20 protein-coding genes are annotated in these 26186 nt (G+C 68.7%); 7 read left to right on the top strand and 13 right to left on the bottom strand.

Annotation, left to right across the window (positions count from 1 at the left end; genetic code table 11):
• The first annotated feature begins 102 nt into the window (after window positions 1-102).
• Complete coding sequence (locus V9G19_RS04630; protein WP_462284323.1) at window positions 103-2286, top strand: putative transposase; 2184 nt, start codon at window positions 103-105, stop codon at window positions 2284-2286.
• Between the two features lie 107 nt (window positions 2287-2393).
• Here V9G19_RS04630 and V9G19_RS04635 read toward each other — a convergent pair whose 3' ends face one another.
• Window positions 2394-3704, bottom strand: a complete 1311-nt coding sequence (locus tag V9G19_RS04635) for an ISL3 family transposase (protein ID WP_462283955.1) — start codon at window positions 3702-3704, stop codon at window positions 2394-2396.
• 110 nt (window positions 3705-3814) lie between these two features.
• On the opposite strand from V9G19_RS04635, the gene V9G19_RS04640 reads away from it, so the two are divergent.
• The gene (locus V9G19_RS04640) at window positions 3815-4207 is read left to right on the top strand and encodes an integrase core domain-containing protein (RefSeq protein ID WP_462284324.1); all 393 of its coding nucleotides are present in this window, start codon (window positions 3815-3817) and stop codon (window positions 4205-4207) included.
• Here the strand turns inward: V9G19_RS04640 and V9G19_RS04645 are convergent.
• The 3 genes from V9G19_RS04645 to V9G19_RS04655 are packed head-to-tail and all read right to left on the bottom strand — an operon-like array spanning window position 4092 to window position 6368.
• Window positions 4092-4769 carry an ATP-binding protein gene (locus V9G19_RS04645; RefSeq protein ID WP_462284325.1) on the bottom strand — a complete coding sequence of 226 codons (678 nt, stop codon included), beginning with the start codon at window positions 4767-4769 and terminating at the stop codon, window positions 4092-4094. The two genes, V9G19_RS04640 and V9G19_RS04645, sit on opposite strands and share 116 nt — an antisense overlap.
• A complete protein-coding gene (istA, locus tag V9G19_RS04650; protein ID WP_462284326.1) occupies window positions 4766-6028 on the bottom strand; it encodes an IS21 family transposase in 1263 nt (420 codons plus the stop codon). The genes V9G19_RS04645 and istA overlap by 4 nt, the downstream gene beginning before the upstream one ends.
• Window positions 5928-6368 carry a hypothetical protein gene (locus tag V9G19_RS04655; RefSeq protein WP_462284327.1) on the bottom strand — a complete coding sequence of 147 codons (441 nt, stop codon included), beginning with the start codon at window positions 6366-6368 and terminating at the stop codon, window positions 5928-5930. The genes istA and V9G19_RS04655 overlap by 101 nt, the downstream gene beginning before the upstream one ends.
• 316 nt (window positions 6369-6684) lie before the next feature.
• On the opposite strand from V9G19_RS04655, the gene V9G19_RS04660 reads away from it, so the two are divergent.
• Complete coding sequence (locus tag V9G19_RS04660; protein ID WP_462284328.1) at window positions 6685-8190, top strand: IS1380 family transposase; 1506 nt, start codon at window positions 6685-6687, stop codon at window positions 8188-8190.
• A 991-nt stretch (window positions 8191-9181) separates the two neighbouring features.
• Here the strand turns inward: V9G19_RS04660 and V9G19_RS04665 are convergent.
• From V9G19_RS04665 to lipB, 5 genes are all read right to left on the bottom strand, one after another.
• Window positions 9182-9910 carry a DUF4191 domain-containing protein gene (locus tag V9G19_RS04665; RefSeq protein ID WP_462284329.1) on the bottom strand — a complete coding sequence of 243 codons (729 nt, stop codon included), beginning with the start codon at window positions 9908-9910 and terminating at the stop codon, window positions 9182-9184.
• Between the two features lie 43 nt (window positions 9911-9953).
• Complete coding sequence (gene lipA / locus V9G19_RS04670) at window positions 9954-10967, bottom strand: lipoyl synthase (RefSeq protein WP_462284330.1); 1014 nt, start codon at window positions 10965-10967, stop codon at window positions 9954-9956.
• A 9-nt stretch (window positions 10968-10976) separates the two neighbouring features.
• Window positions 10977-13082 (bottom strand): glycoside hydrolase family 3 protein, encoded by a 2106-nt coding sequence (locus V9G19_RS04675; RefSeq protein WP_462284331.1) that lies wholly within the window; start codon window positions 13080-13082, stop codon window positions 10977-10979.
• Window positions 13083-13160: 78 nt separating this feature from the next.
• Window positions 13161-13958 carry a spermidine synthase gene (locus V9G19_RS04680; protein WP_462284332.1) on the bottom strand — a complete coding sequence of 266 codons (798 nt, stop codon included), beginning with the start codon at window positions 13956-13958 and terminating at the stop codon, window positions 13161-13163.
• The gene (lipB, locus tag V9G19_RS04685; protein WP_462284333.1) at window positions 13955-14602 is read right to left on the bottom strand and encodes a lipoyl(octanoyl) transferase LipB; all 648 of its coding nucleotides are present in this window, start codon (window positions 14600-14602) and stop codon (window positions 13955-13957) included. The genes V9G19_RS04680 and lipB overlap by 4 nt, the downstream gene beginning before the upstream one ends.
• Window positions 14603-14700: 98 nt before the next feature.
• Here lipB and V9G19_RS04690 point away from each other — a divergent pair, with 98 nt between their 5' ends.
• Both V9G19_RS04690 and V9G19_RS04695 read left to right on the top strand, forming a co-directional pair.
• Window positions 14701-17046 (top strand): MMPL family transporter, encoded by a 2346-nt coding sequence (locus V9G19_RS04690; RefSeq protein ID WP_462284334.1) that lies wholly within the window; start codon window positions 14701-14703, stop codon window positions 17044-17046.
• Entirely contained in the window at window positions 17009-18016 is a 1008-nt protein-coding gene (locus V9G19_RS04695; protein ID WP_462284335.1) for an LLM class flavin-dependent oxidoreductase, read from the top strand. The genes V9G19_RS04690 and V9G19_RS04695 overlap by 38 nt, the downstream gene beginning before the upstream one ends.
• Here V9G19_RS04695 and V9G19_RS04700 read toward each other — a convergent pair.
• The 3 genes from V9G19_RS04700 to V9G19_RS04710 all read right to left on the bottom strand — a co-directional run bounded on the left by V9G19_RS04700 (window position 18013) and on the right by V9G19_RS04710 (window position 20487).
• Window positions 18013-18822 carry a hypothetical protein gene (locus V9G19_RS04700; RefSeq protein WP_462284336.1) on the bottom strand — a complete coding sequence of 270 codons (810 nt, stop codon included), beginning with the start codon at window positions 18820-18822 and terminating at the stop codon, window positions 18013-18015. The genes V9G19_RS04695 and V9G19_RS04700 overlap by 4 nt on opposite strands.
• 196 nt (window positions 18823-19018) lie before the next feature.
• Window positions 19019-19777 carry a transposase gene (locus tag V9G19_RS04705; RefSeq protein WP_462284337.1) on the bottom strand — a complete coding sequence of 253 codons (759 nt, stop codon included), beginning with the start codon at window positions 19775-19777 and terminating at the stop codon, window positions 19019-19021.
• A gap of 101 nt (window positions 19778-19878) precedes the next feature.
• Window positions 19879-20487, bottom strand: a complete 609-nt coding sequence (locus V9G19_RS04710) for a hypothetical protein (RefSeq protein ID WP_462284338.1) — start codon at window positions 20485-20487, stop codon at window positions 19879-19881.
• Between the two features lie 383 nt (window positions 20488-20870).
• On the opposite strand from V9G19_RS04710, the gene V9G19_RS04715 reads away from it, so the two are divergent.
• The gene (locus V9G19_RS04715; RefSeq protein ID WP_462284339.1) at window positions 20871-22964 is read left to right on the top strand and encodes a hypothetical protein; all 2094 of its coding nucleotides are present in this window, start codon (window positions 20871-20873) and stop codon (window positions 22962-22964) included.
• A gap of 74 nt (window positions 22965-23038) precedes the next feature.
• The gene (locus V9G19_RS04720; RefSeq protein WP_462284340.1) at window positions 23039-24103 is read left to right on the top strand and encodes a hypothetical protein; all 1065 of its coding nucleotides are present in this window, start codon (window positions 23039-23041) and stop codon (window positions 24101-24103) included.
• A gap of 253 nt (window positions 24104-24356) precedes the next feature.
• Here the strand turns inward: V9G19_RS04720 and V9G19_RS04725 are convergent, their stop codons facing one another.
• On the bottom strand, window positions 24357-25925 hold the full coding sequence (locus V9G19_RS04725) for an HNH endonuclease signature motif containing protein (RefSeq protein ID WP_462284341.1): 1569 nt from the start codon (window positions 25923-25925) through the stop codon (window positions 24357-24359).
• Window positions 25926-26186: the final 261 nt, after the last annotated feature.

Genomic DNA, 26186 nt, shown 5'->3' on the forward strand with positions numbered 1-26186 from the left:
GCTCAGACCTCCTCAAGTAGGTGAGTGTCCGGTCCGTGAGCAGGGCGTTTTCCGTGTCTCGTCTTATCGGAAATCAGATAAGATGTGCGGTAGGGTGTGGGGGTGGATCAAGGGGCGTTGGCGGGGATGCCGCAGCCGGGTGGGTTGTGCGTGCAGGAGTGCGACGGCGTTGTTCTGGTGACCTGTGGGCGGGTGTTGTTGTACCGGTATGACGCCGGGGATACCGGGATGCGGAATCTGGCGATCGTGGCGTTGACCGACGCCGGCCGCCGGGTTGATGAGGTCGCCGGGGTGTTCGGGTTGACCGCGACGTATGTCTCGATCCTGCGGGGGCGGGCCCGGAAGGAGGGCTCGGCGGGGTTGGTGCGCCGGCGTGGGCGGCCGCCGAAGTTGACGCCGCGGCAGGTGGCTTCGGCGCGGGCGTGGGCCGGTGGCGGCGAGAGTCAGCAGGTGATCGCGGACCGGTTGGGGGTGGCCCAGTCGGTGATCAGTGAGGTCCTGGCCCGCGGCGGCCCGCTGCCGGTCCAGCCGACGCTGCCCGAACCGGAGCCCGAGCCCGAACCCGAACCGGAGCCGGAGGCCGGGGCCGGGGCCGGGGCCGGGCCTGTTGGGTTCGGTGGTCCGGTTGCGCAGTCGGCTGCTGCGGGGGCGGGTGGGAGCGGGCCGGTGGGGGCGGTGGCCGGTGGTGGGGGCAGCGCGCGGGTGCGGGCGGGCGGGTTCGGGTGTCGGTATGCCGGGGCGATGTTGTTGCATGCCTATCTGGATCGGGTTGGCGCGGAGGCGGTTTTCGCGACCCTGGCTGGTGGCCCGGCCCGCCGGTATGACGATCTGGGCATCTTGACCTGCGCGAGCGTGGGGTTCGCGCTGGGGATGGACACCATCGAGGGGGCCAAGCACCTGCGCCGCGGTGAGGCCGGACCGGCGGTGGGGTTGAGCGTGATCCCGCAGGTGGCGACGTTGCGGGCCCGGTTGGCCGCGCTGGCGGACGGCTCGGACCCGCTGGCGGTGCAGCGGGCGTTCGCCGCCCGGATGCTGGCCGCCGACCCGGCCGGGGAGCTGGTGCTGGCCGCCGACCCGGCCGGGGAGCTGGTGTACTTCGTCGATGACCACTTCGTGCCCTACGCCGGGGCCCGGCCGGTGGCCAAGGGCTGGAACACCAAACGCCGCCACGCCCAACCCGGCCGCGACGACACCCTGCTGGTCGATGCCCGCGGCCGGGCCGTGGTGTTCGGCTCCGGTGAACCATCCGGGCTCAGCGTCACCTTGCCCGGGGTGTTGGCCCAGCTCCGTGCGGTGATCGGCCCGGACGCGCCGGTGCTGCTCGGGTTCGACCGGGGCGGGTCCTACCCGGGCGTCTTCACCGCCTGCCGCGAGGCGGGCGCGGACTGGGTCACCTACCGACGCGCCCCACTGCTCGTGACCACCGTGACGCCACGGCGGTCCGCGACGGTGCGCGACGGGCAACGGATCACCATGCTGCTGGCCGACGAGACCGTGCACATCACCGGATACGGCCCGGCTCGGCAGTTGACCCTGGTCGAGCACGACCAGCCGGTGCTGCAGGTCCTGACCAGCGAGACCCACGCCACCGGCGCGGACCTGCTCTGCTGGCTACGCTCCCGGTGGCGGATCGAGAACATGTTCAAATACGCCGCCGAACACAACGGCATCGACGCCCTGGCCGACTACCGGATGGACATCGGCCCGGACCCGCGGATGCTGCCCAACCCGGCGCGGGCCGCGGCCCGCGCCCGGGTCACCACCGCCCAAGCCGAACTGGCCGCAGCCGAACGCGCCCTGCCCCAACTCTTGGGCGATCCCGAGACCAGCCTGACGCAGAAGAACGCCCACCTGCCCGCCGCCCACCACCGGATCCACCAGGCTCAAGACGCGCTCGACCAGGCCCAAACCGCGCTGAAACCGATCCCGGCCAAGATCGCCGCGACCGAGCTGGACCCGCACGCCAAACGCGCCTACCCCCGCCTGGCCCGTCGCGGCCTGCAAATGGTGCTCCGGCTACTCGCGTTCAACGCCGAAGCCTGGCTGGCCGACCACCTCAACGCCTACCTGAACGACGACAACGAATACCGGGCCATCACCCGCCACCTGCTCCACCACAGCGGCCAGATCCACTACACCACCACCAGCATCACCGTCACCCTCGACCGGCCCGACACCCCCCGCATCGCCCGCGCCCTGACCCTACTCACCGAGGAACTCAACACCACCCCCGCACACATCCCCGGCGACCACCGACCCATCACCTACCAGGTCAAACCCACCTGAATCTCAACAGTCAACACACCCCTACTTGAGGAGGTCTGAGGCTGGTTGTATCTGGCGTTGGTCATCGATTGTTTCTCCCGCGCTATTATCGGGTGGGCCATGGCGGCTCATCCCAAACGAGAGTGTAGTTGGGGTCTGAATCCGCCGGCTTCGAGCAGACTGCGGGCAATGTAGTTGGTCAGGTTCCGGAACCCGAGGGCGGAGCCGCGCAGGTGTTCGAGCCGGCCGTTCAAGGCCTCGGTGGGGCCGTTTGAGGTGCCGGGCCGGTCGAAGTAGGCCAGGATGTCCGCGGCGCGCTTCTTCAGGGTCCGGCCCAAGGTGATGATCTCGGTGAGCGCGGCCGGGACGCCGGCGCTGATGGAGTCGATGACAGCCTGCATCCGGGCCTTGGCGGCGGCACGGTCGGGATCGCGGTAGGCGCCGATCATTCGCTGGTAGATGCCCCAGGTCGCTTCGACCTCGACATGGTCCTCAACGGCAAACAACGCCTCGATGCGGGCGCGTTGGCGGTCGGTGAGCAGATCGGCGCCGGTGTGCAGGGTCCGCCGCGCGGCATACAGCGGATCGCCTTTGCGGCCGCGGTGGCCGGTCGTGGCCTGCTGGACCCGGCGGCGTGTCTGATCGAGAGCGTCGCCGCCCAAGCGGACCACGTGAAACGGATCCATCACCGCGGTGGCGGACGGGAGTTCTTGGGCGGCCGCGGATTTGTACCCGGTGAAGCCATCCATCGCGACGACCTCGATCCTCTCCCGCCAGGCCGGGTCCCGCTCCGCGAGCCAGGTCGCGAACACCGCTGAGGAGCGGCCCTCGACCATATCCAGCAGCCGGGCCGGGCCCGTCTTGTCCCGCACCGGCGTCAGATCGATGATCACGGTGACGTACTTCTCGCCCTTGCGGGTGTGCCGCCAACAGTGCTCGTCCACGCCCACAACGGCCACACCATTGAACCGGTCCGGGTCATCGATCAACACCCGGCGTCCTTCAGCCAGAACCGCGTCGTTCGCGGTGTCCCAGGCCACCGCCAACGCCTCGGCGACCCGGGCGACCGTCAGGTGGTAGAGGACCAACGCCTCCAACGCCCAGGCCAGCGCGGCCCGGGACAGCTTCGCGCGCGGCTCGGCTGCTCGGCTGGTGTCCTGGCGCCACACCTTCCCACACGCCCCGCAGCGGTAGCGGCGGACCGTGATCTCCAAAACTGTTGGCCGCCACCCGAACGGGACATGCGCCAGCCGGCGCACCACCGTGTCCCGCACCCGGCCTTCGCTCCCGCAGCGCCGACACCACGGATCGGGCTCGAGGACCCGGCAGGCCAGCACCGCACGACCGGTCTCAAGCCGCTGCCCCGTGATGACCAGACCGAGATCATCAACACCGGTGAAGGTGTCCAGGTCGGGGCAGGTGAAGGTAACGTCAGCCATGTCGAGGTCTTCCAGATGGGAAGTGTCAGAGCTTCCATCATCGGAAGACCTCGACCCTCAACCCGGCAGCGACGCGCCACCCCCCACACTCTCGTTTGGGAAGAGCCGCCATGGCCGATCACTACCGGACCGAGTTGATCACCGACGCCATTCAGATGGCCGCCCGGAACGTCAAGCTGCCGGCCGGCGCGGTGTTTCATTCGGACCGGGGCAGTAATTATACGTCCGACGAGTACGGCCGCGTGTTGGGCGAGTTGGGGATTACGCGGTCCGTGGGTCGGACCGGGATCTGCTACGACAATGCCCTGGCCGAGTCCACCAATGGGGCGATCAAGGTCGAGTTAGTCAACCGGGAGAAGTGGCCGACCCGGAAATCAGCGTCCGCGGCTATTGCGGCGTACATCGAAATCTACTATAATCACCAAAGGATCCACTCCGGACTGGGATACCAGACCCCGCGGGAAATGTTGGACGGGTACCAAAACCACCGGCCAGCAGCCTGAGAACCAAAGTCACCGACTCCGAAAACAGTCCGGCACCCCAGCGGGCGAGTTTGCGGATTTCGGCGTCGAGGGTGTGGTCGAGGCGGGCCGCGCGCAGTCGGGTGAATAGTTTGTCGGCGCGGGCAGCGTGTACGGACAGTCGGCGGCGGATGGCGATGTGGCCGAGGGCGGTCGCGCAGTGGGTCTTGCCGACCCCGACCGGTCCGAGGATGAGCACGCCGTTGCCGGCTTCGGTGAACCGCAAGGTGGCCAGGTCGGCGAGCAACTCGCGGTCGTAGGTGAGGTCATCGAGCTCGTCCCAGGCGTCCAGCCTCATCGCTGGATCCAGCCCGGCAGAACGGGCTCGTAGCATCGCCGAGCGGGACTCGCGTCGGGTGATCTCGTCGGCCAGGACGAGCTGAAGGAAGGTGGCGTGGCTCATCTTCCGCTGCCGGGCCAGGGCGAGTCGCTCGGGCAGGGTCTGGGTCATCTGGCCGAGCTTGAGCGCCTTCAGTGTGCGGGTCAGGTCGGCTCCGACGGGGTCGATCGGCCCGGGGAGTGTGCTCGTGGTGGTGGTGGTCATGCGGTGGTCTCCGTTTCGAGTGTGGCGGTGCCGCCGTGGATGAGGGTGAGCTGGGTGGCGCCGCCGGCCATGGCGAACTCGCCGGGGTCGCGGGCGAACCGCCCGGTGGGTGAGCCGGCGGCGGGCAGGACGGGTTTGCCGCTCTCGCAGGCGCGGTCAAGCATTGCGGCGATCTTGGACACGGACACCACGTCGAGGTCGAGGGAGCGTTCGCAGGCGGCCTCGACCGGGTCGGGGCCGTAGCGGCGGATCAGCCCGAGCAGCCGGTAGACGCTTCGCATCCGGGTCCACGGCAGCGGGTCGTCCAGGACTCGTTCGGCGTAGATACCGATGTTGTGGCCGTGCCCGGCGCACACCGCGATCAGTTTGGCCAGGTCCCGCAGCGCGTACCCGGCCTTGTGTTCGGGCAGGTCGGCGCGGTCGGTGGACCGGCCGCCGGGGGGCTGGCGGGGATGGGTCTTGACCAGCTGACCACGCCAGTAGAGCTTGACCAGCTCGCTGTCGGCGCGGGTATCGAGGCCTCGGCCCAGGTACTGCTCGGGCACCGAGTACAGCGCCTTAGCGACCTCGACGTGGTAGTCACGATGCACCTTCACCGTCGTGAACACCGGCTGGTCATACGGGTCGGGAACCGGCAACAGACGGTGCGCCTCGAACTGAGCGAACGCCTCGACCGGCCGCCGTTGAGTGGTGCCATGGGTCCGCATCCCGGCCCGCTGGGCGCACCACACCTGGGCGCGGGCCTGGGCGTCGGCGAGGTCGGTGAAGTCCTCCCCGGCCCAGAAGTTGCCGCGCACATACTGCACCGCCCGCTCCACCCTCGGTTTGTCCTTGGGTGAGCGGACCCGGGCCGGGTCGGTGACGAACCCGGCGTGCTGGGCGTAATCCAACCAGCCCTGGCTCAAGCGCGGGTTGACCGCGTCGGCGTCGGTGACGACCGGTTTGAGGTTGTCCGGGATGAGCACCTTGAACACCCCACCGAAGAACACCCACGCGGCCTCGCAGCCCGCGATCACCGCGACCAGGGTCTGTGAATAGGTCAACCAGATGAACATGTGCCGGGAATAGGCGGCCGTGAAGATCAGCGCGTGGACCTTCCGCCGCCGCCCATCGACCGGGTCGAGCAGGTAACCCATGTGACCGAAATCGATCTGAAGCTCAGCCCCGGGCTCGCCGTCGGCCACACGCACCGTGGTGGCCTTGGCCCGGTACCCGCACCGTTCCGTCGCGAAGCGGTGCAGGGTCCGGTAGGGAACCACACCCCTGCCGGGCCAGCAACTCCTCGATCTTGACCAGCGACAACGGCGTGGCGTCCTTACCCCCACCCGCCACCCAGGCACGAATCTGCTCCTCGTGGGTCAGCAGCGCCTCCCAGGCGCTGCCGTGCCCGTTCGGGCGGACCGGGCGCACCGCGGCCACCACTGCGCCAACGAGCCCATCATCGACGGCGTCCAGGCCGGCGGTCCGTTCCAGCCCCGCGGCCTGCGCAGCATTCACATACCGGCGCGCCGTCTTGCGGTCCACCCCCGCCCGCTCGGCCACGGTCCGCAGCCCGGCCCCGTCAAGCCATCCGCGCAACACCTCTCGTACCTCGATCACGCTGACCTCCCTGAATCCCACGCCCGCAGACCTCCATGTCGACGACGCTGACACGGCCGATCAAACGAGCACGCGAAGAACCCACCGGCCAGGCGCGCCGGGTGGTCCCATGACTGGCAACCCAGGTGGTCCCATGAACCTGGCAGAAAACCACTCAGAGCGGTCCCATGCTCATGGCAGGCGACATCCGGGTCAGACCCGGATCCGCGAGTAGTGGTGGGGTGATCGGCGTGTGATGTGACGAAGGTGCTTGTCCTACTGGGAGAATCGGGGTTACGAAGCCTTCGATTGGCCAGCGAGGAGAAGCACCTTGTCGATGAAGAGAGTACGTGGTCGTGGCCGGGTGCGGAAGCGGGTGCGGATCGGCGCGCCGGATCCGTCGTTGACCGGGACCTCGGGGGTGGCAGCGCTCGCGGAGTTCATCGAGAAACTGGATCTGGTCGGGCGCCTGGACCGGGGGATCGGTGCGATCAAGGAGCGGGAGCGGGGCGCGACGGCCGGGCAGGTGCTGGTGTCGCTGGCGCAGTGCCAGTTGCTCGGCGGGGATGTGCTGGCCGCGTTGGACCGGCAGCGCCAGGATGTGGCCGGGTCTGCGTTGTCGGCGGTGCCGGTGTTGGCCTCGACCACGGCGGCGGGGTTGGCCCGCCGGTTCGGGCCGGCGCAGCTGGCCGGTCTGGAGGGTGCGGTCGCGGACCTGACCGGTCATGCGGTCGGGTTGTTGCCGGCGTCCCGCCGGGCGGTGTTGGCCGCGGCGGTGACGGTGGACTTGGATTCCACCGATGTGGAGGTGTACGGGCCGACGAAGCAGGGCGTGGCCTACAACTATCACGGTCAGCGCGCGGGCCGTCCGCATCTGGGGACCTGGGCCGAGGCCGGGTTGACCCTGGCCGCGGAGTTGCTCGCGGGGAATGAGGATGTGAGGCCCCGGGCCGCTGACCTGTTGCGCCGGGTCCTGGCCGGGATCCCCGAGGACATCCGCTCGGCCGCGGCCGACTGGGATCGGTTGCGGGTGCGCGCGGATGCCGGCTACTTCACCGCCGACCTGGCCCACGCCGCGGTGGCGGCCGGGTGTGACTTCGCCATCGCCGCGAAACGGAACACCGCGATGTGGCGCGCCTACGCCGCCATCCCCGAGGACGCCTGGGGTGCGGCGGAGGGGATGCCCGGCGCGCAGGTCGCCGCGGTCGACTACGCCCCGCAGGGGTGGCCGCCGCACACGTACACCATCGTGCGCCGGGTCCGCATCGAGGCCGAGGACATCTCCGACGACCCCCGCTCACGGCGCCGGCGCACCATCGAGACGAACCAACTCACCCTCGCCTTGGAGGGCGCGGCCACCCACGCCCACGCGGTCTCCTTCATCGTCACCAATATCCCCGCCAACGACCACCCGGCCAACCCCACCGAGCCGGCCGAGCCGGCCGAGCCGGCGGAGCCGGCGGAGCCGGGTGAGGCGGCCGCACCGGTTGCCTCGATCACGCAGGTCGAGTCCTGGTTCCGCCGCCGCACCGACATTGAGGACCGGATCCGGGAAGCCAAGCTCGGGGCCGCGCTGCGGCACCTGCCCTCGGGCGACCACGCCATCAACACGGTGTGGATGTGGGCTGCCCTGCTCGCCGGGAACATCTCCGTTCTGCTGCAAGCCCTGACCGGGATCGACCAGCGTCACCGCGCCCACGGCGCCCGCCTACGCCACGAACTGCTCTGCGTCCCAGCCCGCCTGGTCCGCCACGGCCGCCAGCTGATCCTGCGGCTGCCACCCGGACAGCAACTCCTGCCCACCGTCCTGGCCCGGATCCGGGCCTTACCCACCGCGGCCTAACCCGCCGCGCCCCTGCCCCGACGACCCAGGACCCCGAAGACCCGCCCACCCGAGCGCCACCGGGCCATCCACCCTGCCCGCACCCAAAAACACACTGCCACAACACAAAATCTATCCGCCGTTCACTGGCCGCCCAACCCACACGCAAGCTACTCGCGGATCCGGGTCAGAACAGCCGCTTGAATGTCCAACACTCGAAGAGGTTATGTGCCCGACTGGAGCCTAGGCCTAGGAACCCCGGCCAACTGCCAATCCCGAGTCGGAAGTCCCGCCGGAGACGTGCGAGCAAGTCCTGTCCAGACTGAGTGGCGATCTCGTTGACTGCCACGCCGAGGTCGGCAGACAAAGGCATCTCGACCCGCGTCAAGTCAAGATGGTCGCGCTGGACCTCATTGCGCTTGCTGAGCTGGGCCGCCCACCAGTCATTCGACGTGCGCGCCATGAGAAGAAGCCGAATCCGCACACGGGCCGGTGTGGGCAAAAGTAGTCGCTGAGCATATCTGTCAGTCCGGCGGCCGTCTCCGCGTAATCGACGACAAACAGGGTGTTTCTTGGCCCTGCCGCAACGTGGCGCGGCGCCGGGCTGGGAGTGTCGAGAAGATCGGACCGCGGCCGATTCGCGATAGCTCGTTGTCGCTGCTGCGCCCATTCAAGAGCGCTGGGTGCGAACACGCCAATCGCCACGACTGCTGCTCCAACCCAGGCAGCAACGCTCAACGGGCCTTGCGCCGCGACGGCGGTGGCGACGAGAACGACCAGAGCCAAGACCACCGCCGGCAGCCAGCGGGACCACTTCATGCGGGCCCCTTGCAGGACTTGTCTTCACGCCACATGAGCCACCCTATGAGGCCGCCCATCCCCGGCGACTTCTGGTCACGGGGGGGCTAGTGCGGGGAGGCATCGGGCAAGAAGCCCCTGCCGGCGAATCACCATGGGATGAGCTCGGCCGGGAGTCGGTTGGAGCTTCGCGCCGCGAACCATGTCGCCCAGGTTAGCGACCCCTTAGGGCGCGGCGGTCCATCCGGGCCTTCATGGGATCGATGCCGGGGGGCAGCTGCTGGCGGATGCCGGGGATGGACTTCAGCCGCTTGTTGACCGCTGCCATCTCCTCCTTGGTCAACACCGGCTTGAGCTTGGCCATCACGCGGGGCAGCTTGCGGACCTCGGTCTGCTCCTCGCCGTCACCGACATACAGGCTGTGCACCGGCACCCCGGGCGCGACCCGGGAGACCTTCTTGACCTCCTTGTCCATCAGCTTCTTGGCCCGCGGCAGCGGGCCCTCGCCGATGAGCACGACGCCGCACCGGCCCAGCGCGCGGAAGATCATCGCCGCGTTGGCGACCTCCTGCGGGCGGGCGGCATCGGCGGCGACCGGCTCCTTGTCGTAATACCAGCCGCGGCGCAGCATCGACAACGCGCCAGCGGTCTGCCCGGCCTGACCGGCCATCGCCCCGAACGCTGCCCGCTCCCCGCGCCGGGAGAGGGTGATCATCGCCCCGAGCAGCGCCAGCGGCAGCCCGATGAAACCGAAATAGACCGGGTGGTCGACCAGGAAGCCGATGCCGATGAAGACCGCCAGCACGACCAGGAAGACGCCCGCGATCCACCACCCGATCTTGGGGTCGATCGTCTTGACCGCCTTATAGACCGTGGGGATCTGCTTGAACAGATTGGGGCGTTTCTCCTTCGCCGGAGCGTCGGACTTCGGGGTGCGGGCCATGGCGTCCAAGGATACCGGCCGGCCGCGCCGACGCCGCGGTCGATCAGGGGCGCGGCGCGAGCAAACTCGCAGCCTCCTGGCGCGCCGGGGTCTGGCTCGCGGCCGCCAGGTGCGCCAGATTCTCCGGTATGCCGCGGCCCCACTCGCGCATGGCGCTCGCCCACAGTCGGCCGGCGCGATAGGAGCTGCGCACCAGCGGGCCGGCCATGACGCCCTTGAAACCGAGCTGCTCGGCGAACTCGCTCCACCGGACGAACTCCTCCGGGGTGACCCACCGGGCGATCGGATGGTGCTTGGGGGAGGGCCGCAGGTATTGCGTGATCGTCAGGATGTCGCAGCCGGCGGCATACAGGTCGGTGATCGCCTGCTCGATCTCCTCCGCCTCCTCGCCCATGCCGAGGATGAGGTTGGACTTGGTGACCAACTCCGCCTCGCGGGCCATGGTGAGCACCCGCAACGACTTCTCGTAGCTGAACGCCGGGCGGATCCGCTTGAAGATCCGCGGGACCGTCTCGAGGTTGTGGGCGAACACCTCGGGCCGGGCGTCGAAGACCTGGCCGACCTGCTCGGGCTGGGCGCCGAAGTCCGGCGGCAGGATCTCGACGCCGGTGCCCGGGCTGAGCGCGTGGATCTGGCGGATCGTCTCGGCATACAGCCAGGCGGCGCCGTCGGGCAGGTCGTCGCGGGCGACGCCGGTGACCGTGGCATAGCGCAACCCCATCGTGCGCACCGACTCGGCGACCCGGCGCGGCTCGTCACGGTCGAGCGGGCCGGGTTTGCCGGTCGCGATATCGCAGAAGTCGCACCGGCGGGTGCACACATCGCCGCCGATGAGGAAGGTCGCCTCGCGGTCCTCCCAGCACTCGAAGATGTTGGGGCAGCCGGCCTCCTGGCAGACCGTGTGCAGACCCTCGCTGCGGACCAGACCCTGGATCTCGGCATACTGCGGACCCATCTTGGCGGTGGTGCGGATCCAGGCGGGTTTCCGCTCGATCGGAGTCTCGGCGTTGCGCGCCTCGACCCGCAACAGCTTGCGTCCTTCGGGAGCGATCGTCACCGCGCCAGCCTACGCGGGGGCGGCGTCGTAGCGAAGGCCGTGACCCAGCCGATAGCGGTTGCCGTCGGCGTCGACGTAGGCGTAACTCATCCCCTCCGGCAGGTACTGGTCCTTGTCATAGCCGGGAACATCGTTGGGAGAGATGCACACTCCGTCGGTCACCGCGATCACTGCCTCGCTTGCCGGGAGCGTGAGCGGCAGTTTGCCGTGCGGCTGTGCGGCCCCGGTCATGACCGCGCACTGGGCGCCGTAGAACGTCGAGAAGCCGGCGATCAGGGCGTCGGCCAGCGGCTCGACATCATCGATCACCCACGGCAACGGGAAGTTCACCGAGACCACGACGGTGGCGCCGCGCTCGCGGCCGGCCGCGCACAACTCCCGGAAGCGGGCGAGCCCGCTGAGCGTCGTCTCGGTGACCGTCGAGCCGTCCACCGCGGTCAGCGTCTTGTCCTCGCAGATGGTCAGCTCGAGCAGCGCCGGGGTGGCGCTGAAGTAGTCACCGGACTGCGGGTCGAGGAAGAGCACCAGCGCGTCGGCGGTCGCGGCGTCCTCGACGATGGATAGCCCCGCCACCGTCGCCGCCTCCGCGCGTGCCTGGGCCGTCTTGGTCGCCGCCACCGCCGGGTCCTTGTGGAAGACCTCGACGTATGCCGTGGCGCCCGCCGCCAGCGGCAGCGCGCCACCGGAGTTCTTGAGCAGCACCGCGGACTTGCGGTGGACCTCCTCGGCCAACGTCCAGCCGGGGGAGGCCGAGACGGCGGCGTCCGCGGCGTCGGCGTCGACATAGGTCTTCCCGTCGAACAGGCCGAGGGCGAACATCTCGATCAGCAGCCGCTCGCAGGCCTGGTTCATCCGGCGCTCGCTGATCATCCCGGCCTGCGCGGCCGTCAACAGGTCCTCGACGTTGTTGGAGTCGGCGATCATGTCGGTGCCGGACATCACCGCCTTGGCGAACCGCTCGGGCCGGCTGAGGTCCTCGACGCCCCAGCACATGTTGTCGGTGATGCCGGAGTCGGAGTTGATGTATCCCGCAAAGCCCCACCGCTCCCGCAGCACCTCGCCGAGGAAGTAGTGGTTGAACGCGAAGCCGGTCTCCTCATAGGGGACGTCGATGTCATCGATCGCCTGCACCGCGCTCTTCTTGATCGACGGCGCGGAGTAGTAGGGCATGAAGGACGCCGCCTTGAGCGCGGCCCGGAACGGCGGCAGGTGGTATTTCTCCAGGCTGCCTGGCGTCGGGTAGCAGTTCCACTTGCCCTCGACGTAGTGCGGGTCGAAACCGTTCTCCCGGGGCCCACCGCCGGGGAAGTGCTTGATCGTGGCCGAGATCGAGTCCGGCCCGAGCTGCTCGCCCTGCAAGCCGGCGACAAGCCGCCCGATGATCTCGGCGATCAGCTCGGGGCTCTCCCCGAAGGTGCCATAGATCCGCTGCCAGCGCGGGTCGGTGACGACATCGGCCATGTACATATAGCCCTTGCGGATACCGCTGGCGTTCCACTCGGTGCGGATGGCCGCGGCGAAGCCGTCGATGATCGCGGCATCGCCGCCGTCGGCCTGGTCGCCGAGGACCGCGGCGGCGATCCCGAGCGTGGAGGGGAAGGTGGAGAAGATGCCGACGGCGTCGTTCATCCCGAACACCATCTCGCCGTTCTCGTTGCGCGAGTTGGAGGCGATGATGCACGGGATGCCGAGGCGAGTGCCCTCGCACACCTCGTTCATCGCATTCACCCAGGCGGCCACCCGGCTCGGCGGCTCGTTCTCGCGAAGGATGAAGTGGCGCAGGCCCATCCGCTCGATCGTCTCGGTCGTGCCATAGACCTTGCGGGTGGCGAAGATGCTCGTGCCCGCCTCGATCGTCCGCTCATCGAGGATCCCGTCGTGCGACTTCGGCTCGTCGGCGGCGGTCTGATAGCCGGTGAAGCGGCTGTTGATCAGCATCAGCCCGACCTTCTCCGCCAGCGTCATCTGCGCGACCAGGTCGGCGGCCCGCTCGGCCGGGCTGAGCCGCCAGTCCTCGTAGGGATCGAGCACGCCATTGCCGTTGAGATCCTTGAACCTCAGCCCATCGACCTCGATCACCTGCTTCGAACGAACCTGCAGGTCGGGTTGGTCCATGGCGCGTCCTCCGCTTCGATGCCGTTGACGATCGTCCAAACCTACCGCGACGGGCCGACGGCGGCGCGTGGCCGGCCGCTAACGAACTCGCCAGCGGCCTGGCTCCGGCGACGCCGGTGGGTGCATCTGCTCGGCCGAGGTGATCGGTCGCGCACCCGCGACGAGTCGCGCCAGGGCCGACCCATGTCGTATGCCGGTCGTCAGGCTCGCGCGCGCACAGGCCCGCTCCAGTGCGCCGAGATCGAGACCGGCAGGGCCGGCGACCAGGACCGTGTTGCCGAACCGCCGCCCCTTGAGGACATCGTGAGTGGCCATTAACGCCAACTGTCCGAAGCCAACGGCCGACCAGGTGGCCAGGCAGCGGGCCGCGAAGCGCAGCCCGGGCTCATCGGCCACATTGGCCACCAGCACGCCGCCAGGGCGCACTACCCGTCGCAGCTGGGTGGCGAACGCGCCGGTGACGAGGTCGGCGGGGACGCGGCCAGCGGCATACGCATCCACGACGATCGCGTCGGCGCTGGCGTCGGCGAGGCCGGGGACCCCGGTCGCGCCGTCGAGCGGACGCACCCGGATGCGGTGCCCGCGCGGCAGCGGCAACCGCTCCCGCACAGCGGCGGTGAGCGCGGCATCGGGCTCGAAGACGATCTGTGGCGAGCCCGCTCGGGTGTGCTGGACATAACGAGGAACAGTCAAGCCGCCACCACCGACATGGGTCACCGCGAGCGGCCCGGGCCGGAGGCTGTCGAGGACCAACCCGATGTGCTGGACGTACTCGAACACGAGCAACCCGGGATCGGCCAGGCAGACATGGGACTGCGGGTGTCCGTCGGCGACGATTGTCACGCCCACGTCGTCGTCGACGAACGCGACGCTCACCCGGCCGGGACGGCGGCGGTCAGGACGTCGGCGAGGTGCTTCTCGGCATACGGGAGGATGTCGGCGACGGTGATCGTGCGCCCGGACTCGATCGACAACGAACTGACCCCGGCGTCGGCGATGCCGCAGGGGACGATGATCTGCGACCACGACAGGTCGGGATTGGCGTTGAGGGCCAGGCCGTGCATCGTCACGTCGTGGCTGACCCGCACCCCGATCGCGCCCAGCTTGCGTTCGCCGCCGCGATCGTCAGCGCTCATCCACACCCCGGAGCGACCGTCGATTCGGGTGACGGCGACCCCGAACTCCGCGCAGATCCGGATCATCGCCTCTTCCAGGCGGCGCACGTGCGCGACCACGTCGACAGGAGACGGCAGCCGCACGATCGGATAGGCAACCAGCTGACCCGGGCCGTGCCAGGTGATCTTGCCGCCCCGGTCGACATCGATGACCTTGGCGCCATTCCACGGGCGCTCATGCGGCTCGGTGCGCTTGCCCGCGGTGAACACCGCCTCGTGCTCCAGCAGCAGCACGGTGTCGGGGAGCGTGCCCGCGACCACCTCGGCGTGGACCTCGCGCTGGTGCTCCCACGCCTGCTCATAGTCGACGAAGTGGGGGTCGAACCCGAGGTGCTCGAAGCGCATGACCCCTACCGTATGCCGCGGCGGCACCTCCCGGCGAGGACAACGCGGCGCGGCGGCCGGGCAGGGGAGGACGAGTGGTGCCTTAGTCTGGCCGGGACATGAACGGATATGTAGGCCGCCGGCGGCGGCCACGCGGGGAGCCCGGCCCCCCCGACCGCGCCCGTGGACCACGGTGGCTGGTCCTGCTGGTGGTCCTCGGCTGGCTGCTGCTGGGCAGCATCGGTGGCCCGCTGGTCGGGCGGCTGTCCGAGGTCCAGCAGAACGACAACGCCTCCTTCTTGCCGCAATCGGCCGAGTCCACGGCCGTCGCCGATCTGTTGCCCCGGTTCTATCCCCGCAATGACCTGCCCTACTTCGTGGTCATGGAGGCGCCGCAAGCGGTGACCACCGCGGACGAGGTGGCCGCCGCGACCTATCTGAAGTCGCTGGCGGACATCCCCCTGCCCGCACTCGGCCCGCGCGCGAAACTCGGGGATTACCTATCCGGCGAGCCGACCGGCCCGATCCCCAGCGCCGACGGCAAGGCCCTGCTCGGCGTCGTCAACCTCGACGCCGACAAGGCCGACGATACAATCAACGGGACCACACCGCTGTATGAGGCCGCGACCGCCATGCGCGGCGCCGTCGGCGATGTCTTCACCGGGACGACGGTGCAGACGTCGATCGGCGGCCCCGGCGGGACGCTCGCCGACTTCATCACCGCCTTCGAAGGCATCGACGGGCTGCTGCTCCTGGTCGCCCTGGCCGTCGTCTTGGTGATCCTGCTGGTCGTCTATCGCAGCCCGCTGTTGCCGCTGGCGGTGCTCTTTTCGGCGGTGCTGGGCCTAGGCGTCGCCGCGATGGTGATCTTCCCGCTCGCCAAACACGGCGTGATCAAGTTGTCGGGCCAATCCCAGGGGATCTTGTTCATCCTCGTCGTCGGGGCCGCAACCGACTACGCGCTGCTGTTGGTTTCCCGCTACCGGGAAGAGTTGCACGACACGCCGTCGTCGTGGACGGCGATCCGCGTCGCCTGGCGGGGGGCGGCGCCACCGATCCTCGCCAGCGGCGCCACCGTCATCCTCGGCCTGCTCTGCCTGCTGTTGTCCCGGCTGGGCAGCACCGCCGGGCTGGGGCCGGTCGGGGCGCTCGGCATCGCCGGGGCGATGCTGGCGTCGCTGACGTTCCTTCCCGCGGTGTTGCTGCTGCTTGGGCGCCGGGTGTTCTGGCCGGCGATTCCGCGGGTCGACCACGTCCACGACGTCGACAAGCTGCAGCGGCACGGGGTATGGGGCCGGGTCGCCCGCCTGGTCGGCACGCACCCCCGCCGCACCTGGGTGATCACCGCCGGCGCGCTGCTGCTCGCGGCCGCGTTCTTGCCGACCTTCCGCGCCGACGGCGCCTCCACCGACGAGTTGTTCTTGAACAAGGTCGAGTCGGTCACCGCGACCCGAGCCCTGGAGCGGCACTATCCGGCAGGCGCCGGTTCTCCGGTGCAGATCCTCGCCCCCGAGGAGGACACCGACGCGGTACTCGCCGCGCTCAAGAAGGAGGACGGGGTCACCGATCCGTTCGCCGGCGTGGCCAAGGGCGCTAAGCCGGAGGCGGTGGACGGGGCGATGCTCGTCCAGGCGACGCTGACCGACCCGGTCGACTCGCCCGCGGCGGTCGCGGTCGTCGAGCGGCTGCGCAGCGACTTCGACACGATCGACCGGACGGTCCTCGTCGGCGGGCAAACCGCGACCAACCTCGATGTGCGCGAGGCGACCGACCGGGACCTGCGGGTGATCGTCCCGGCGATTCTGCTCGTGATCTTCGTCGTGCTCACCGTGCTGCTGCGCTCCATCGTCGCGCCGGTGTTGTTGGTCGCGGCCAATGTGCTCTCCTTCGCCGCGACGATCGGGGTGGCGGCGGTCGCGTTCAACCACCTCTTCGACTTCCCCAACTCCGACCCGGCCACGCCGCTGTACGGGTTTGTCTTCCTCGTCGCGCTGGGCATCGACTATTCGATCTTTTTGATGACCCGGGTGCGGGAGGAAACGCCCGAACGGGGAACCCGGCAGGCGATCCTCGTCGGTCTGGCCGTCACCGGCGGGGTGATCACCTCGGCCGGCATCGTGCTGGCGGCCACCTTCTCTGCACTCGGGGTGTTGCCGCTGCTCTTCCTCGTGCAGATCGCCTTCATCGTGGCCTTCGGTGTCCTGCTCGACACCCTGGTCGTGCGGTCGCTGTTGGTGCCGGCGCTGGCCTATGACATCGGCCCGCGGATCTGGCGACCGAGCGATCCCGACCAGGAGGAGCCGGAATGGGATGAGTTCGGGTCCGAGGACGGGCCGGACCCGGAAGCGGGCGACCTGGCTGGCGCCGACGAACCGGCCGGCGCCGACGAACCGGCGGATGCCGCGGCATCGGCGGACGGCCCGGCGGATGGGTCGCGGCCGGCCACCGATCCGGCGCGCCGGTGAGACCGGCGAGATGGCGGCCGGCCGGGTGATGGCCGCGACGCCTCGCCCACGCGTCGGCGTCTGCATCCTCCCCGAGCACCCCTGGGCGGTGGCGAGGCGGATGTGGCAGCACGCCGAGGACTACGGCTTCGACCACGCCTGGACCTATGACCACATGACGTGGTCGCGCCTGCCGCACTGGCCCTGGTATGCCGCGATGCCCACCCTCGCCGCTGCCGCGACGGCGACCAGCCGCATCCAGTTGGGCACCTTCGTCTCCTCGCCGAACAACCACCATCCCGTCCAGTTCATCCGGGAGATCCTGGCGCTGCACGACATCTCGGTCGGCCGCTTCCTGCTCGGCGTCGGCGCGGGTGGCGATGTGGATGCCGTCGTGACCGGAACGTCGGTGGCCCTGGGCCAGCGCACGGCCCGGTTCCGCGAGTTCACCGAGTTGCTCGATGAGCTGCTGCGCCGGGACGGCGTGACCTGGTCCGGTTCCTACTTCGCGGCCACGAGCGCAGGCAGCCAGCCGGGCCCGGTCAACGATGAGGCGAGCAGCGGCGTGCCGCTGCTCGTCGCCGCGAACGGGCCGCGCGGCATACGGCTCGCGGTTGAGCGCGGCGACGGGTGGGTGACCTATGGCGCGAAGGCCGACGACGAGACGGCCTGGTGGGCCGCGGTCGGCGAGGCGGCGCGCCGGGCCGACGCCGAGGTGGCGCGACAATCCCGGGTGCGGCCGTTGCCGCGCTATCTGGGCCTCGACTCGGCGCCGGACTACCCGCTGCAGAGCATCGGGTGCTTCGAGGATGCGCTCGGGCGCGCCACGCAGCTGGGATTCACCGATGTGGTCGTCACCTGGCCGCGACCGGCGCAGCCGTATGCCGCGTCCGAGGCCGTCCTCGACGAGGTCGCCGTTCGCGTGCTCTCCAGACCGGTCCTACCGGGGGACGCTCCGGGGCGTTCGTTAGCCGTGAGATGTGGCGATTAGTCCGCTAGTGGGAGCGATTGATCCCTCAGTTTCCGGAGGGACGTCGAGAGCAGATTGGTCCCCCGGACGCCGACCCAACATTGGACGCGCGCTTCTTGCGTCTCTTTGGTGAGCTTCAGTTCGCGGTCGAACCTGGCAAATGGCGTGAGGGCGTATTCTTGGAAAGCAGCGGCACAGTCGACGTCGTCTGCCTGAGAATAGATGAGCTCGGCTTCATGCGGTCGATCGCACCCAAAGGAGTCACGGGGTTGTGAGTTCCGGCAAACGCGAATCGTCGAGCCTCGGCTTGTGTCCAAGAAGCGAGCAAGCGAAGTGGTCCGCTGCGACTCGGAAAGGTCCGATGCGCGGCACGACCCTGGTTCTGCTTGGGTGAGCGTTGGGAGGGGGGCGAGGACTTCAATTCCGGGATCCCCGCCCATGTATGTGATCAGTTCCGCCGCGTCGCACGTCGTGGCCTGGAACACCTCACTGTCATGCTCAACGACACACGCGACCGGCGATTGATCGGGTGCGTAGCAGCCGGGGGCATCTTCTCCGGCTGCGCCGCTATTCCCCGAGGTCTGCGCTGAGGACATCGGTGACGCGGAACCACTGCTGCTCGTCGCCGAAGGTTGGTGATTAGGGGTATTACCCGGCCCGGTCGTCTTCGCGGTGGCATACGCTCCCACCGCGATGGCGGCCACGATCCCACAGGCGATCATCAACGCATTTCTACCGGTCTTCGCCACGCGGATCTGATTCGCCAGCAGTCCGGTCAGCACGCCGACCACTGCCCCAGCAACCAGGCCGAGAATGACCGCGCCCATCAGGGTGAACCCTCGGCTGATTGGCCGGCGCGTGGGCCAGTCTCGCCTTGAATCACGACGTGCCTCAGCCCGGTCAGCTCAATTGCATGTCGTAGAGCACGGCAATTACTTGGCCAAGGCTCGTGCAGTTCTCCACCGTCTCATCGAGATAGGCGCGGAGCACGAGTGCGTTTACTCCGGATACATCGAGGCTTATTCACGAGGCTAGTTTCAGGAATTGTAGCCCGAGGACAGCGGTGATGGTTTGAGCGAATGTGTGGTAAGGCCGCCGGTAGTCGGTGTGGAGGATCCGCCAGGTTTTCAGGTGGGCGATGGTTCGTTCGATGGTGGCGCGGATCGCGTTGAGTTCTTTGTTGAATTGTTTCCGGTCGTCGGTGAGTTCTCCCTTGGGTGGCTTTTTGATGGGGGTAATCAGGCCGGCGCCGATGTAGCCTTTGTCCGCGATGATCGTGGCGTCACGGTCGCCGTCCAGGAGGCCGCTGGCGCGCAGGGCGGTCAGGTCGTGGGTGGACCCGGGAAGGGGATCGGAGACCCACAGCAGGCGACCCGACAAGGTGGCGGCGACCTGGACGTTGACACCGGTGGTGTGGTGTTTGCCGGAGTAGAGGTCGGGAACATCGGCCCAGGACCAGCACGGGAGCAGAGTTCCGTCGATGATCAGCACGACCTCGGGGTCGAGGTCGTCCGCGACCGGGATCCAGTCGGCGGTGGCGTCGGCCAGCACCGGGGTCATCGCGGCGATCGTCCGCGAGATCGTGGGCTGGGAGGTGGCGTACCGGTCGGCCAGGTCGTCTTGGGTGTGGTTTCGCCGCAAATAGGTCAGGGTGATGATGATCGACTTCCGTAATCCCAGCGACGGCGGGTAGGCCAGCGAATATCCCGCGTTCTCCAGGTCGCGGATCAGGACGACCAGACGGTCGATCTGGCCCCTGGTGTAACCGGTGGAAGAATACATTCGCGACAGTCCGATCTGGAGGTTTGAGTGTGGAAACCAAATCTTCTCTTGGAGCGGGCTGTCGCTTTGTCAGGCGCTCCGATCAGAATGTCGCGATTGTATTACATTCCCCAACGTGAATAAGCCTCATCGACTCTGAATTCGTGTGTCTCGTTGAATTGGACCCGCTGAACTTCTAGTTGTTCATTATTGCCAATAACGGCGACTTGTAGGGTTTGGGCCGATGACGGTGAGTCATTTGCTTGTCCGGCCTTAAAGCGTAGGTCCCTGAACTTGTTGGCGAGCCTGAGTTCCAAAGACCGGGTGTAAGTGCCATTGTCACCACAGTTAACGACGTCGACACCCATGCCCTTGACCTGGTTTGTCGTGGCGATGTCAAAGCGATCGTCTTTCCATTCTCCAGTCGCCGAGAATACGTCTGCCAGCGTCAGGAACCGGCTCCCGATTTCCGTGGGATCGAGGGCAGAAGGGCTCGATGAGCCGTCGCCGGGGGTGTCGGTTTCCGGAGGACCGGATGTCGTTTCCGTGGTTGGGTCGAGTGTCGACGTGGAGGTGGTGAGGCTGGAATCTGACGCTGACGGGCTCGGCGAGCTCGACTCGGTGACCGTTACCGTCTGTGGGCCGGAACTGGACGTGCTGTCCCCGCCGGAGCACGCGGCGGCCGAGAGGGCCAAACCGACCACAACCAACAGTGCTCGCACTTTCGGCACGTAGCCTTCACCCCTCGCGTCATCGTTACATGACCAGCATTTGCGTCGATCTAGAGCAATTGTTCATTGTCGCCTGTTCGCCTTCGGCAGGGCAACGAGCGCGGATGGATTGTTGACATGTTGTTATCAACGGCGAAACGAGCAGCCGTGCGAGCGTCTTATGGAACTCACCGTTGGTCGCCGGACCGGGCGGGGCCGCACGCGCGTCGTGGGGAGGCTCGACCCGGTGGGCCTTGGCCTGGTGGGATGCGCTGGCAGACGCGTCGTTCCGGCCGTGGGTGCCGGGGGGTGCCGGGGCGAGAGGGAGCCTGTGGATAACTTTCTGCGCCGATCGCCGATGTGCGCCACAGTGGATGTGCACGCGTTCCGAGGAGGCGGTGGAGATGTCAAGCCGGTCAGGGTTTCCGGAGGTTGCGGGCTATCGGCTGGACGAGCGGTGCGACAGCGACGAGGTGGGCGCCTGGTATCGCGGGCAGGCCACCTCTGGGGGCGGGCACCCCGTGTGGATTCGGGTGGTCGAGCGCTGCTCGCCTGGCGCCCGCTCGGGACCGCGCGGGGGTATGGCTGCCGGTGGGCCGATGCGGGGGAGCGGCCCACCGGCTGACGAGTCCTTGGGGCGCGGCATACTGCCGGTTCTTGAGCTTGTGCCGGTGTCGCGAAGCGGGACGGCGGCGGGCGGCGAGATTTCAGTCGCGCTGGTCTATGACGATCCCGGGGGCGTGTTGCTGGTTGACCTGCTGGCCGAGGCGGGCAGCCTGCGACCGGGCCAGGTGGCCGGGCTGTGTGGCGACATCGCGGCCGCGCTGCGCAACGGTGACGGCCAGGTAGCGGCACATGGCAGGCTCGCCCTGAGCACCGTCATCATCGACCGCGAGCTGCGGGTGTGGGTGAGCGATGTCGGCGTCGCCGAGGTGATCGGCGTCGAGGCGAGCTGCCGCAGTGACGCTGTGGCCTTGGCCCGCCTGGGCGTCCTGGCGCTGACCGGGGGGCCGCCGACTGCGGACCTGGCGGACGCTGCTCCGGCCGGTCCTGTGGCTGCTGGAAACCGAGAGGGGATGGCAAACCCACCGGACGCTGGCGAGCCGCAGGCGGGCACGCGCGAGAATGTGGGAGCGAAGACAGGAGGGCCGCACTCCGACCCGGTTGTGGCCTTGGGGCGGGACACAATCCAGGACGCGCCGGGCGCGATGGCGGCGACGCTCTCGCGACTCGCACTCCAGCCGCCGGAGGGTCTTGACGTGCAAGCCGTGGCGGATGCCGCAACCAGCTCCGCGGCACCGGAGGATCTGGTGGTGCCGCCACGGCTGCTGCTGGCCGTCGGAAACGACCTCGCGGGACGCCTGCGCGCCCTGGCCGGCGATCGGCGCGATTTTGATATCGACGGGCCGGATCACCGGTGGGTCGGCCCGAAGTCGGCGGTCACGGGCACCGGCCGACGTCTGCGCGGCTTGCTCCCCGGCGCAGGAACCGCGGCGACAGATCGCCTCGGCACTGGTCGGCACGCGACCAGCCGCACCAAGCAGCGCGGGGCCGTGGATCCACGCACGCCGGCTGCGAGGGCGGCGCGAGCCGACGGCAACGGTCGCGGGCGTTCGTCTTCGCGCGCCGGCGTGAGGTCGTCCTCCGCGGATGTGCCGCGGGCAACGCGGTCGTCCCGCTCTGGCGCTCGGTCGCGCTCGACGCCCGCCGGACCGGGACGGGCGCGGTTGTTGCCGATGGGGCGCTGGCGTAAGCGGGCGGGTGAGGAGAGCTCGACCAGGCGAGACGACACCGGGGGCCGAACGCGCGTGAGGACCGGGCGCGCCGGAGCCGCAGCAACTGCGAAGGCTCGGGTCAGGGGGGTCGTGTCGGCCCCCGCTGGGGGAGCGGTCCTCGCGCTCGTCGCGGCGCTATTACTGCTCGTGGGGGTGCGGGCGGTGACCGGGGGAGAAGGCGACGCGCCGGTGGCCGCGCCCACGTCGCCAGCCTCGCAAACCTCGACACCGGCTCCGAGCATGGGCGTCAGTGAGCGGGCGGCGACCCGCGGCGGCGAATCCAGTGCGGAAGCACGGCATACGGAGCGCAGAGCGCCGGCGACGGCGATCGAGGATCCCGCGAGCCCGGTGACGGCGACGCGCGAACTCGCCCAGGCGCTCGCCGACCTGCGGCGCCGCGCCTGGTCCGACCTCGATTTGGACGCGGCGGCCCTGCTGAACGCCCCCGGCTCCCCGGCCGCGCGGGCAGACTTCTCGGGCATCCGGCAGGCACGCGCCGACGGCGTGCGGTATGAGGGGCTGGCGTTCGTCGTCCGCTCCGCCCGCGCCCGCGATCATGACGACGACCGCGTCCTGCTCGACCTCCGCATGGATGTGCCGGCCTATTCGATCGAGACCGGCGCCAAGCCGACTCGCCGGCCGGCCGCCAAGGGGGAGCGGGTGCGGCTCCTCGTCCATTGGTCCGGGGAGCGGTGGCAGGTCGAGCGGGTGGTGAGCGCATAGCCTGGGCAATGCTGTGTCCCGAGTTCTCGGCGCGTGCGATGCGAGGAACACGATGATGGCGCTTTGATTGACCCGTGACGATCGACCACCCCCCAAAACTCGCTCCTGCAGCAGGCGTCGATGCGGCGGGGGAGACGCTTTCGCAATTCCTAGCGCGGGTGCTGAACCAACTGTCGTTGAGCGCATGGCTGCCCTCGGCATTGATGGTGCTCGGGCTATCGTGGATATTCGCCCTCGGGAGCGCGCACAAGGCGAGCCGAGGCAACCTGGGGTATTCCGCCAGTGTGGCCGTCCAACCGTTGGCCAGGATCAGCGTGGGAGGTGCGCTGTTGCTCTTCGCTGGCGTGGTGATCGCGACCATGCTTACTCAGGCGTTCTCCTTCAACGCGATCCAGTTGTTTGAAGGATACTGGGGCATGCAGTGGCCGCTGCGTCAGCTTGCCGCGGCCTGGACCACCAAGGCAGAGACCAGGGCGCGAGGGCTTCGGGAAGAGAGACAAGAGATCCTGAGGCTAGCTTTTGGAGCGGCCGAGCCACATGTTCGTCAGGCGCTGGTGAATCCCGGCCCGGACCGCTTTGCCGTCGATCCAGGGCGCCTTCGCGCCGTGACGGCCTACCTGGAAGGAACGATCCTGGGCGGGCCTTCGCTCAAGAGCGACGTGACGAAAGCCGAGGCGTTGGCTGCGACACAGACCCACTGGCGTCGCTTCGCGCCGCACGAACTGCTGCGCCGGCTCACACTTGTCGAGTGGCACCTGGAAGACCACCCCGCGGCAGGCAGATGCCTACCCACAAAACTCGGAAACGTCCTTCGTGCTTGGGAGGATCGAACGAACGACCCACAGGTGAGGACCCTGGTCCTTCGGCAATACGACAACTTGACGCCGAGCGTTCGGAGCCGCCACGACCAATATCGCAATCGGCTCGATCTTTACGGGGCCCTGGCCATGGTTGCGATGGGCTTGACGTTCGCAGGTGCACTTGCGGTCTGGGGAGACCTGGGCGATGTCATCGTCATGGCAGTCATCGGCTCTGCCGGGGTGCTGTTCTCGTATAGGGCGGCGATCACTAGCGCTCGGGTCTACGGAGTTCTACTTGTGGACATTGCCTCTCGGAGTCAGGATGTCGGCTCCGGCTGAGGCGGGTTCTGCAACTCCTGCGCGCGAACCATCTCGAAACCAGAACAATGGTCGTCAGGCTTCGCTGGCGCCTCAACCGCGTGGATGCACTTGGGATTTGAACAGATCCACATGTCCATCGTCGTGTCCTGTCGTGTCCCGACTCGGGACCAGTGGATTGTTCACGCTCCCATCATCCGCTCATCTGCTTGACGTGACAAGGGGCGCTCAGCCGCGACCCCCGTGATTGGATCCATGGGGGCCAGCTTGGCTGTCAGGCGACGGTGGTGGTGGGTCCGCGTTCGCGCAGGAGGTGAGTGTAGCTGCCTGGGGTCAGATCCCAGGTCACGCGGTGGCGGTCTTCGTCGTCGGTTCCGGGGGGTCCGGTGGTGACCCGGCCGGCCAGGCGGCGGGAGTGGACGATGTGGTGGTGGTAGCTGCAGAGCAGGGCGGCGTTGTCGAGGTCGGTGGCCCCGCCGTCGATCCAGTGGATCAGATGGTGGGCGTCAGTCCAGCCGGCGGGCCGGGTGCAGCCGGGGAAGGTGCAGCCGCGGTCGCGGACCATCAGGGCGAGGATTTGTTCGGTGGTGAATAGCCGTTTTGTCCGCCCGATCAGGACGGGGTTGCCAGCGCCGTCGAGGATCACGGGAGTGAGCCAGCCGATACAGGACAGCCGGCGGGCGGTCAGTGGGGTGAGGAACCGGCCGGCGTCCAGCCCGCCCATGGTAGTGGCGGTGCCGGTCTCGTCGGCCAGGTCGTCGGCGGGGATGATGATCGTGGTGTGGCTGCTGCCGCGGGAGGGGGTTTTGGGGTCGGCGCCGACCGCCCGGGCGATCAGCTCGCTCAGGGCGTGCGCGCGGCGGGTGGCGACCGAGCGGGGGTCGGGGGCGCCGTCGGGTCCGGGCACGGGTTTGGTTAACGGGTCCAGCGCGGCTTCGAGCAGCGCCGCGGCTTCGGGGTCTAGGCCGAGGCGGTATTCGGTCAGCGGGCCGGCGCTGGTGTGGCCGGCGGACAGGTAGGCCCGGGCCCGGGCGGCGGTCTCGTCGCGTTCGTTGTCGCTGGCGCGGCCGTACTTCGCCAGCAGCGCGGGCCGCAGTTTGCGGACCTCGGCGACATCACCGGCGGCGGCCAGGTCGGTATAGCCCTGCCAGACCACCTCGATGGCGTCGGGTTCGAGGTCGGGGATCAGGCGGGTCATCTCGGCCACCGCGGCCGCGGCCGCCCCCACCGGCGCGGCCCCGGACAACACCGCGTGCGCCAGACACTCCGGCAGTCGCTTCCCGGATGCCGTGCGGATCCCGAACGCCGCACCCATGCCACCACCATCGTTCCCGGCGCCCTCCGCGCTACCGCCCTCGGCACCTGCGCCGTCCGCACTCCCGGCCCCAACCACGCCCGTCTCAGCCGCGTCAGCGGCATTAGTGGCCTCGCAAGCCGCGGTGTCCTCGGCGGCATCCGGTGCAGGGGTGGCAGCCGGTGCGGGGCGTGCACGGTCGGTGTCCTTGACCCCGGTGGCGAGTTTGACCAGGTTCGCCGCCGACCGCCCGGTCGGGTACCGCCGGGAATAGGCACTGACATACTCATGCGGCGGCAACGGGCACTCCCCGCTGGAATGCTCCCCCCGTTGGAGGACCTCGGCCATCACCGCGACCTCGGCGGCGTCGGCGATCAACGCCACCTCGCCCAACACCCCGAGCGCCTCGGCCAGGTCGGCGCCGCCGGCCTGCCAGGTCACATCCCGCACCCCAGCCAACACTTCCCGCGCCTGGCCAAGCAGGGTCAGACAGTCAGCGAACGGGAGCGCCTCCCGCTCGGTTTGCTGTCCTGCCTGCCGCTCAGCCATGTTTAATACTATTCCTGTTCGTAGCGGATATCAAGTAGATACGCAGGGAAATTACGCAGAGAGTTCCGATTTTTGGTTGCTGTTTCTGCGGATTCCAGTGACCTGGTTGGCGGCTTGAACGGAGACAAGCCGGGCGGGCCGGTTCAGCGAGTCGGCGGTTTCGTCCCCCGTCACTCACCTCGTCCCCCTGACGACGTGCTCCCTGCCAGTGCCTCTGACGCTGGTTACCAGTCTCCCACCTGCCACCGACAACCCCCCTCG

Origin of the sequence: Nostocoides sp. (assembly GCF_037045025.1) — a bacterium.
Taxonomy (GTDB): domain Bacteria; phylum Actinomycetota; class Actinomycetes; order Actinomycetales; family Dermatophilaceae; genus Nostocoides_A.

Excerpts from the sequence above, each read along its gene's own strand:
- V9G19_RS04635 (WP_462283955.1), bottom strand. The coding sequence starts at position 3,704 with ATGGCTGACGTTACCTTCACCTGCCCCGACCTGGACACCTTCACCGGT.
- V9G19_RS04640 (WP_462284324.1), top strand. The coding sequence starts at position 3,815 with ATGGCCGATCACTACCGGACCGAGTTGATCACCGACGCCATTCAGATG.
- V9G19_RS04645 (WP_462284325.1), bottom strand. The coding sequence starts at position 4,769 with ATGACCACCACCACCACGAGCACACTCCCCGGGCCGATCGACCCCGTC.
- V9G19_RS04660 (WP_462284328.1), top strand. The coding sequence starts at position 6,685 with ATGAAGAGAGTACGTGGTCGTGGCCGGGTGCGGAAGCGGGTGCGGATC.
- V9G19_RS04665 (WP_462284329.1), bottom strand. The coding sequence starts at position 9,910 with ATGGCCCGCACCCCGAAGTCCGACGCTCCGGCGAAGGAGAAACGCCCC.
- V9G19_RS04675 (WP_462284331.1), bottom strand. The coding sequence starts at position 13,082 with ATGGACCAACCCGACCTGCAGGTTCGTTCGAAGCAGGTGATCGAGGTC.
- lipB (WP_462284333.1), bottom strand. The coding sequence starts at position 14,602 with ATGCGCTTCGAGCACCTCGGGTTCGACCCCCACTTCGTCGACTATGAG.
- V9G19_RS04690 (WP_462284334.1), top strand. The coding sequence starts at position 14,701 with ATGAACGGATATGTAGGCCGCCGGCGGCGGCCACGCGGGGAGCCCGGC.
- V9G19_RS04695 (WP_462284335.1), top strand. The coding sequence starts at position 17,009 with ATGGGTCGCGGCCGGCCACCGATCCGGCGCGCCGGTGAGACCGGCGAG.
- V9G19_RS04700 (WP_462284336.1), bottom strand. The coding sequence starts at position 18,822 with ATGGGCGCGGTCATTCTCGGCCTGGTTGCTGGGGCAGTGGTCGGCGTG.
- V9G19_RS04705 (WP_462284337.1), bottom strand. The coding sequence starts at position 19,777 with ATGTATTCTTCCACCGGTTACACCAGGGGCCAGATCGACCGTCTGGTC.
- V9G19_RS04715 (WP_462284339.1), top strand. The coding sequence starts at position 20,871 with ATGTCAAGCCGGTCAGGGTTTCCGGAGGTTGCGGGCTATCGGCTGGAC.
- V9G19_RS04725 (WP_462284341.1), bottom strand. The coding sequence starts at position 25,925 with ATGGCTGAGCGGCAGGCAGGACAGCAAACCGAGCGGGAGGCGCTCCCG.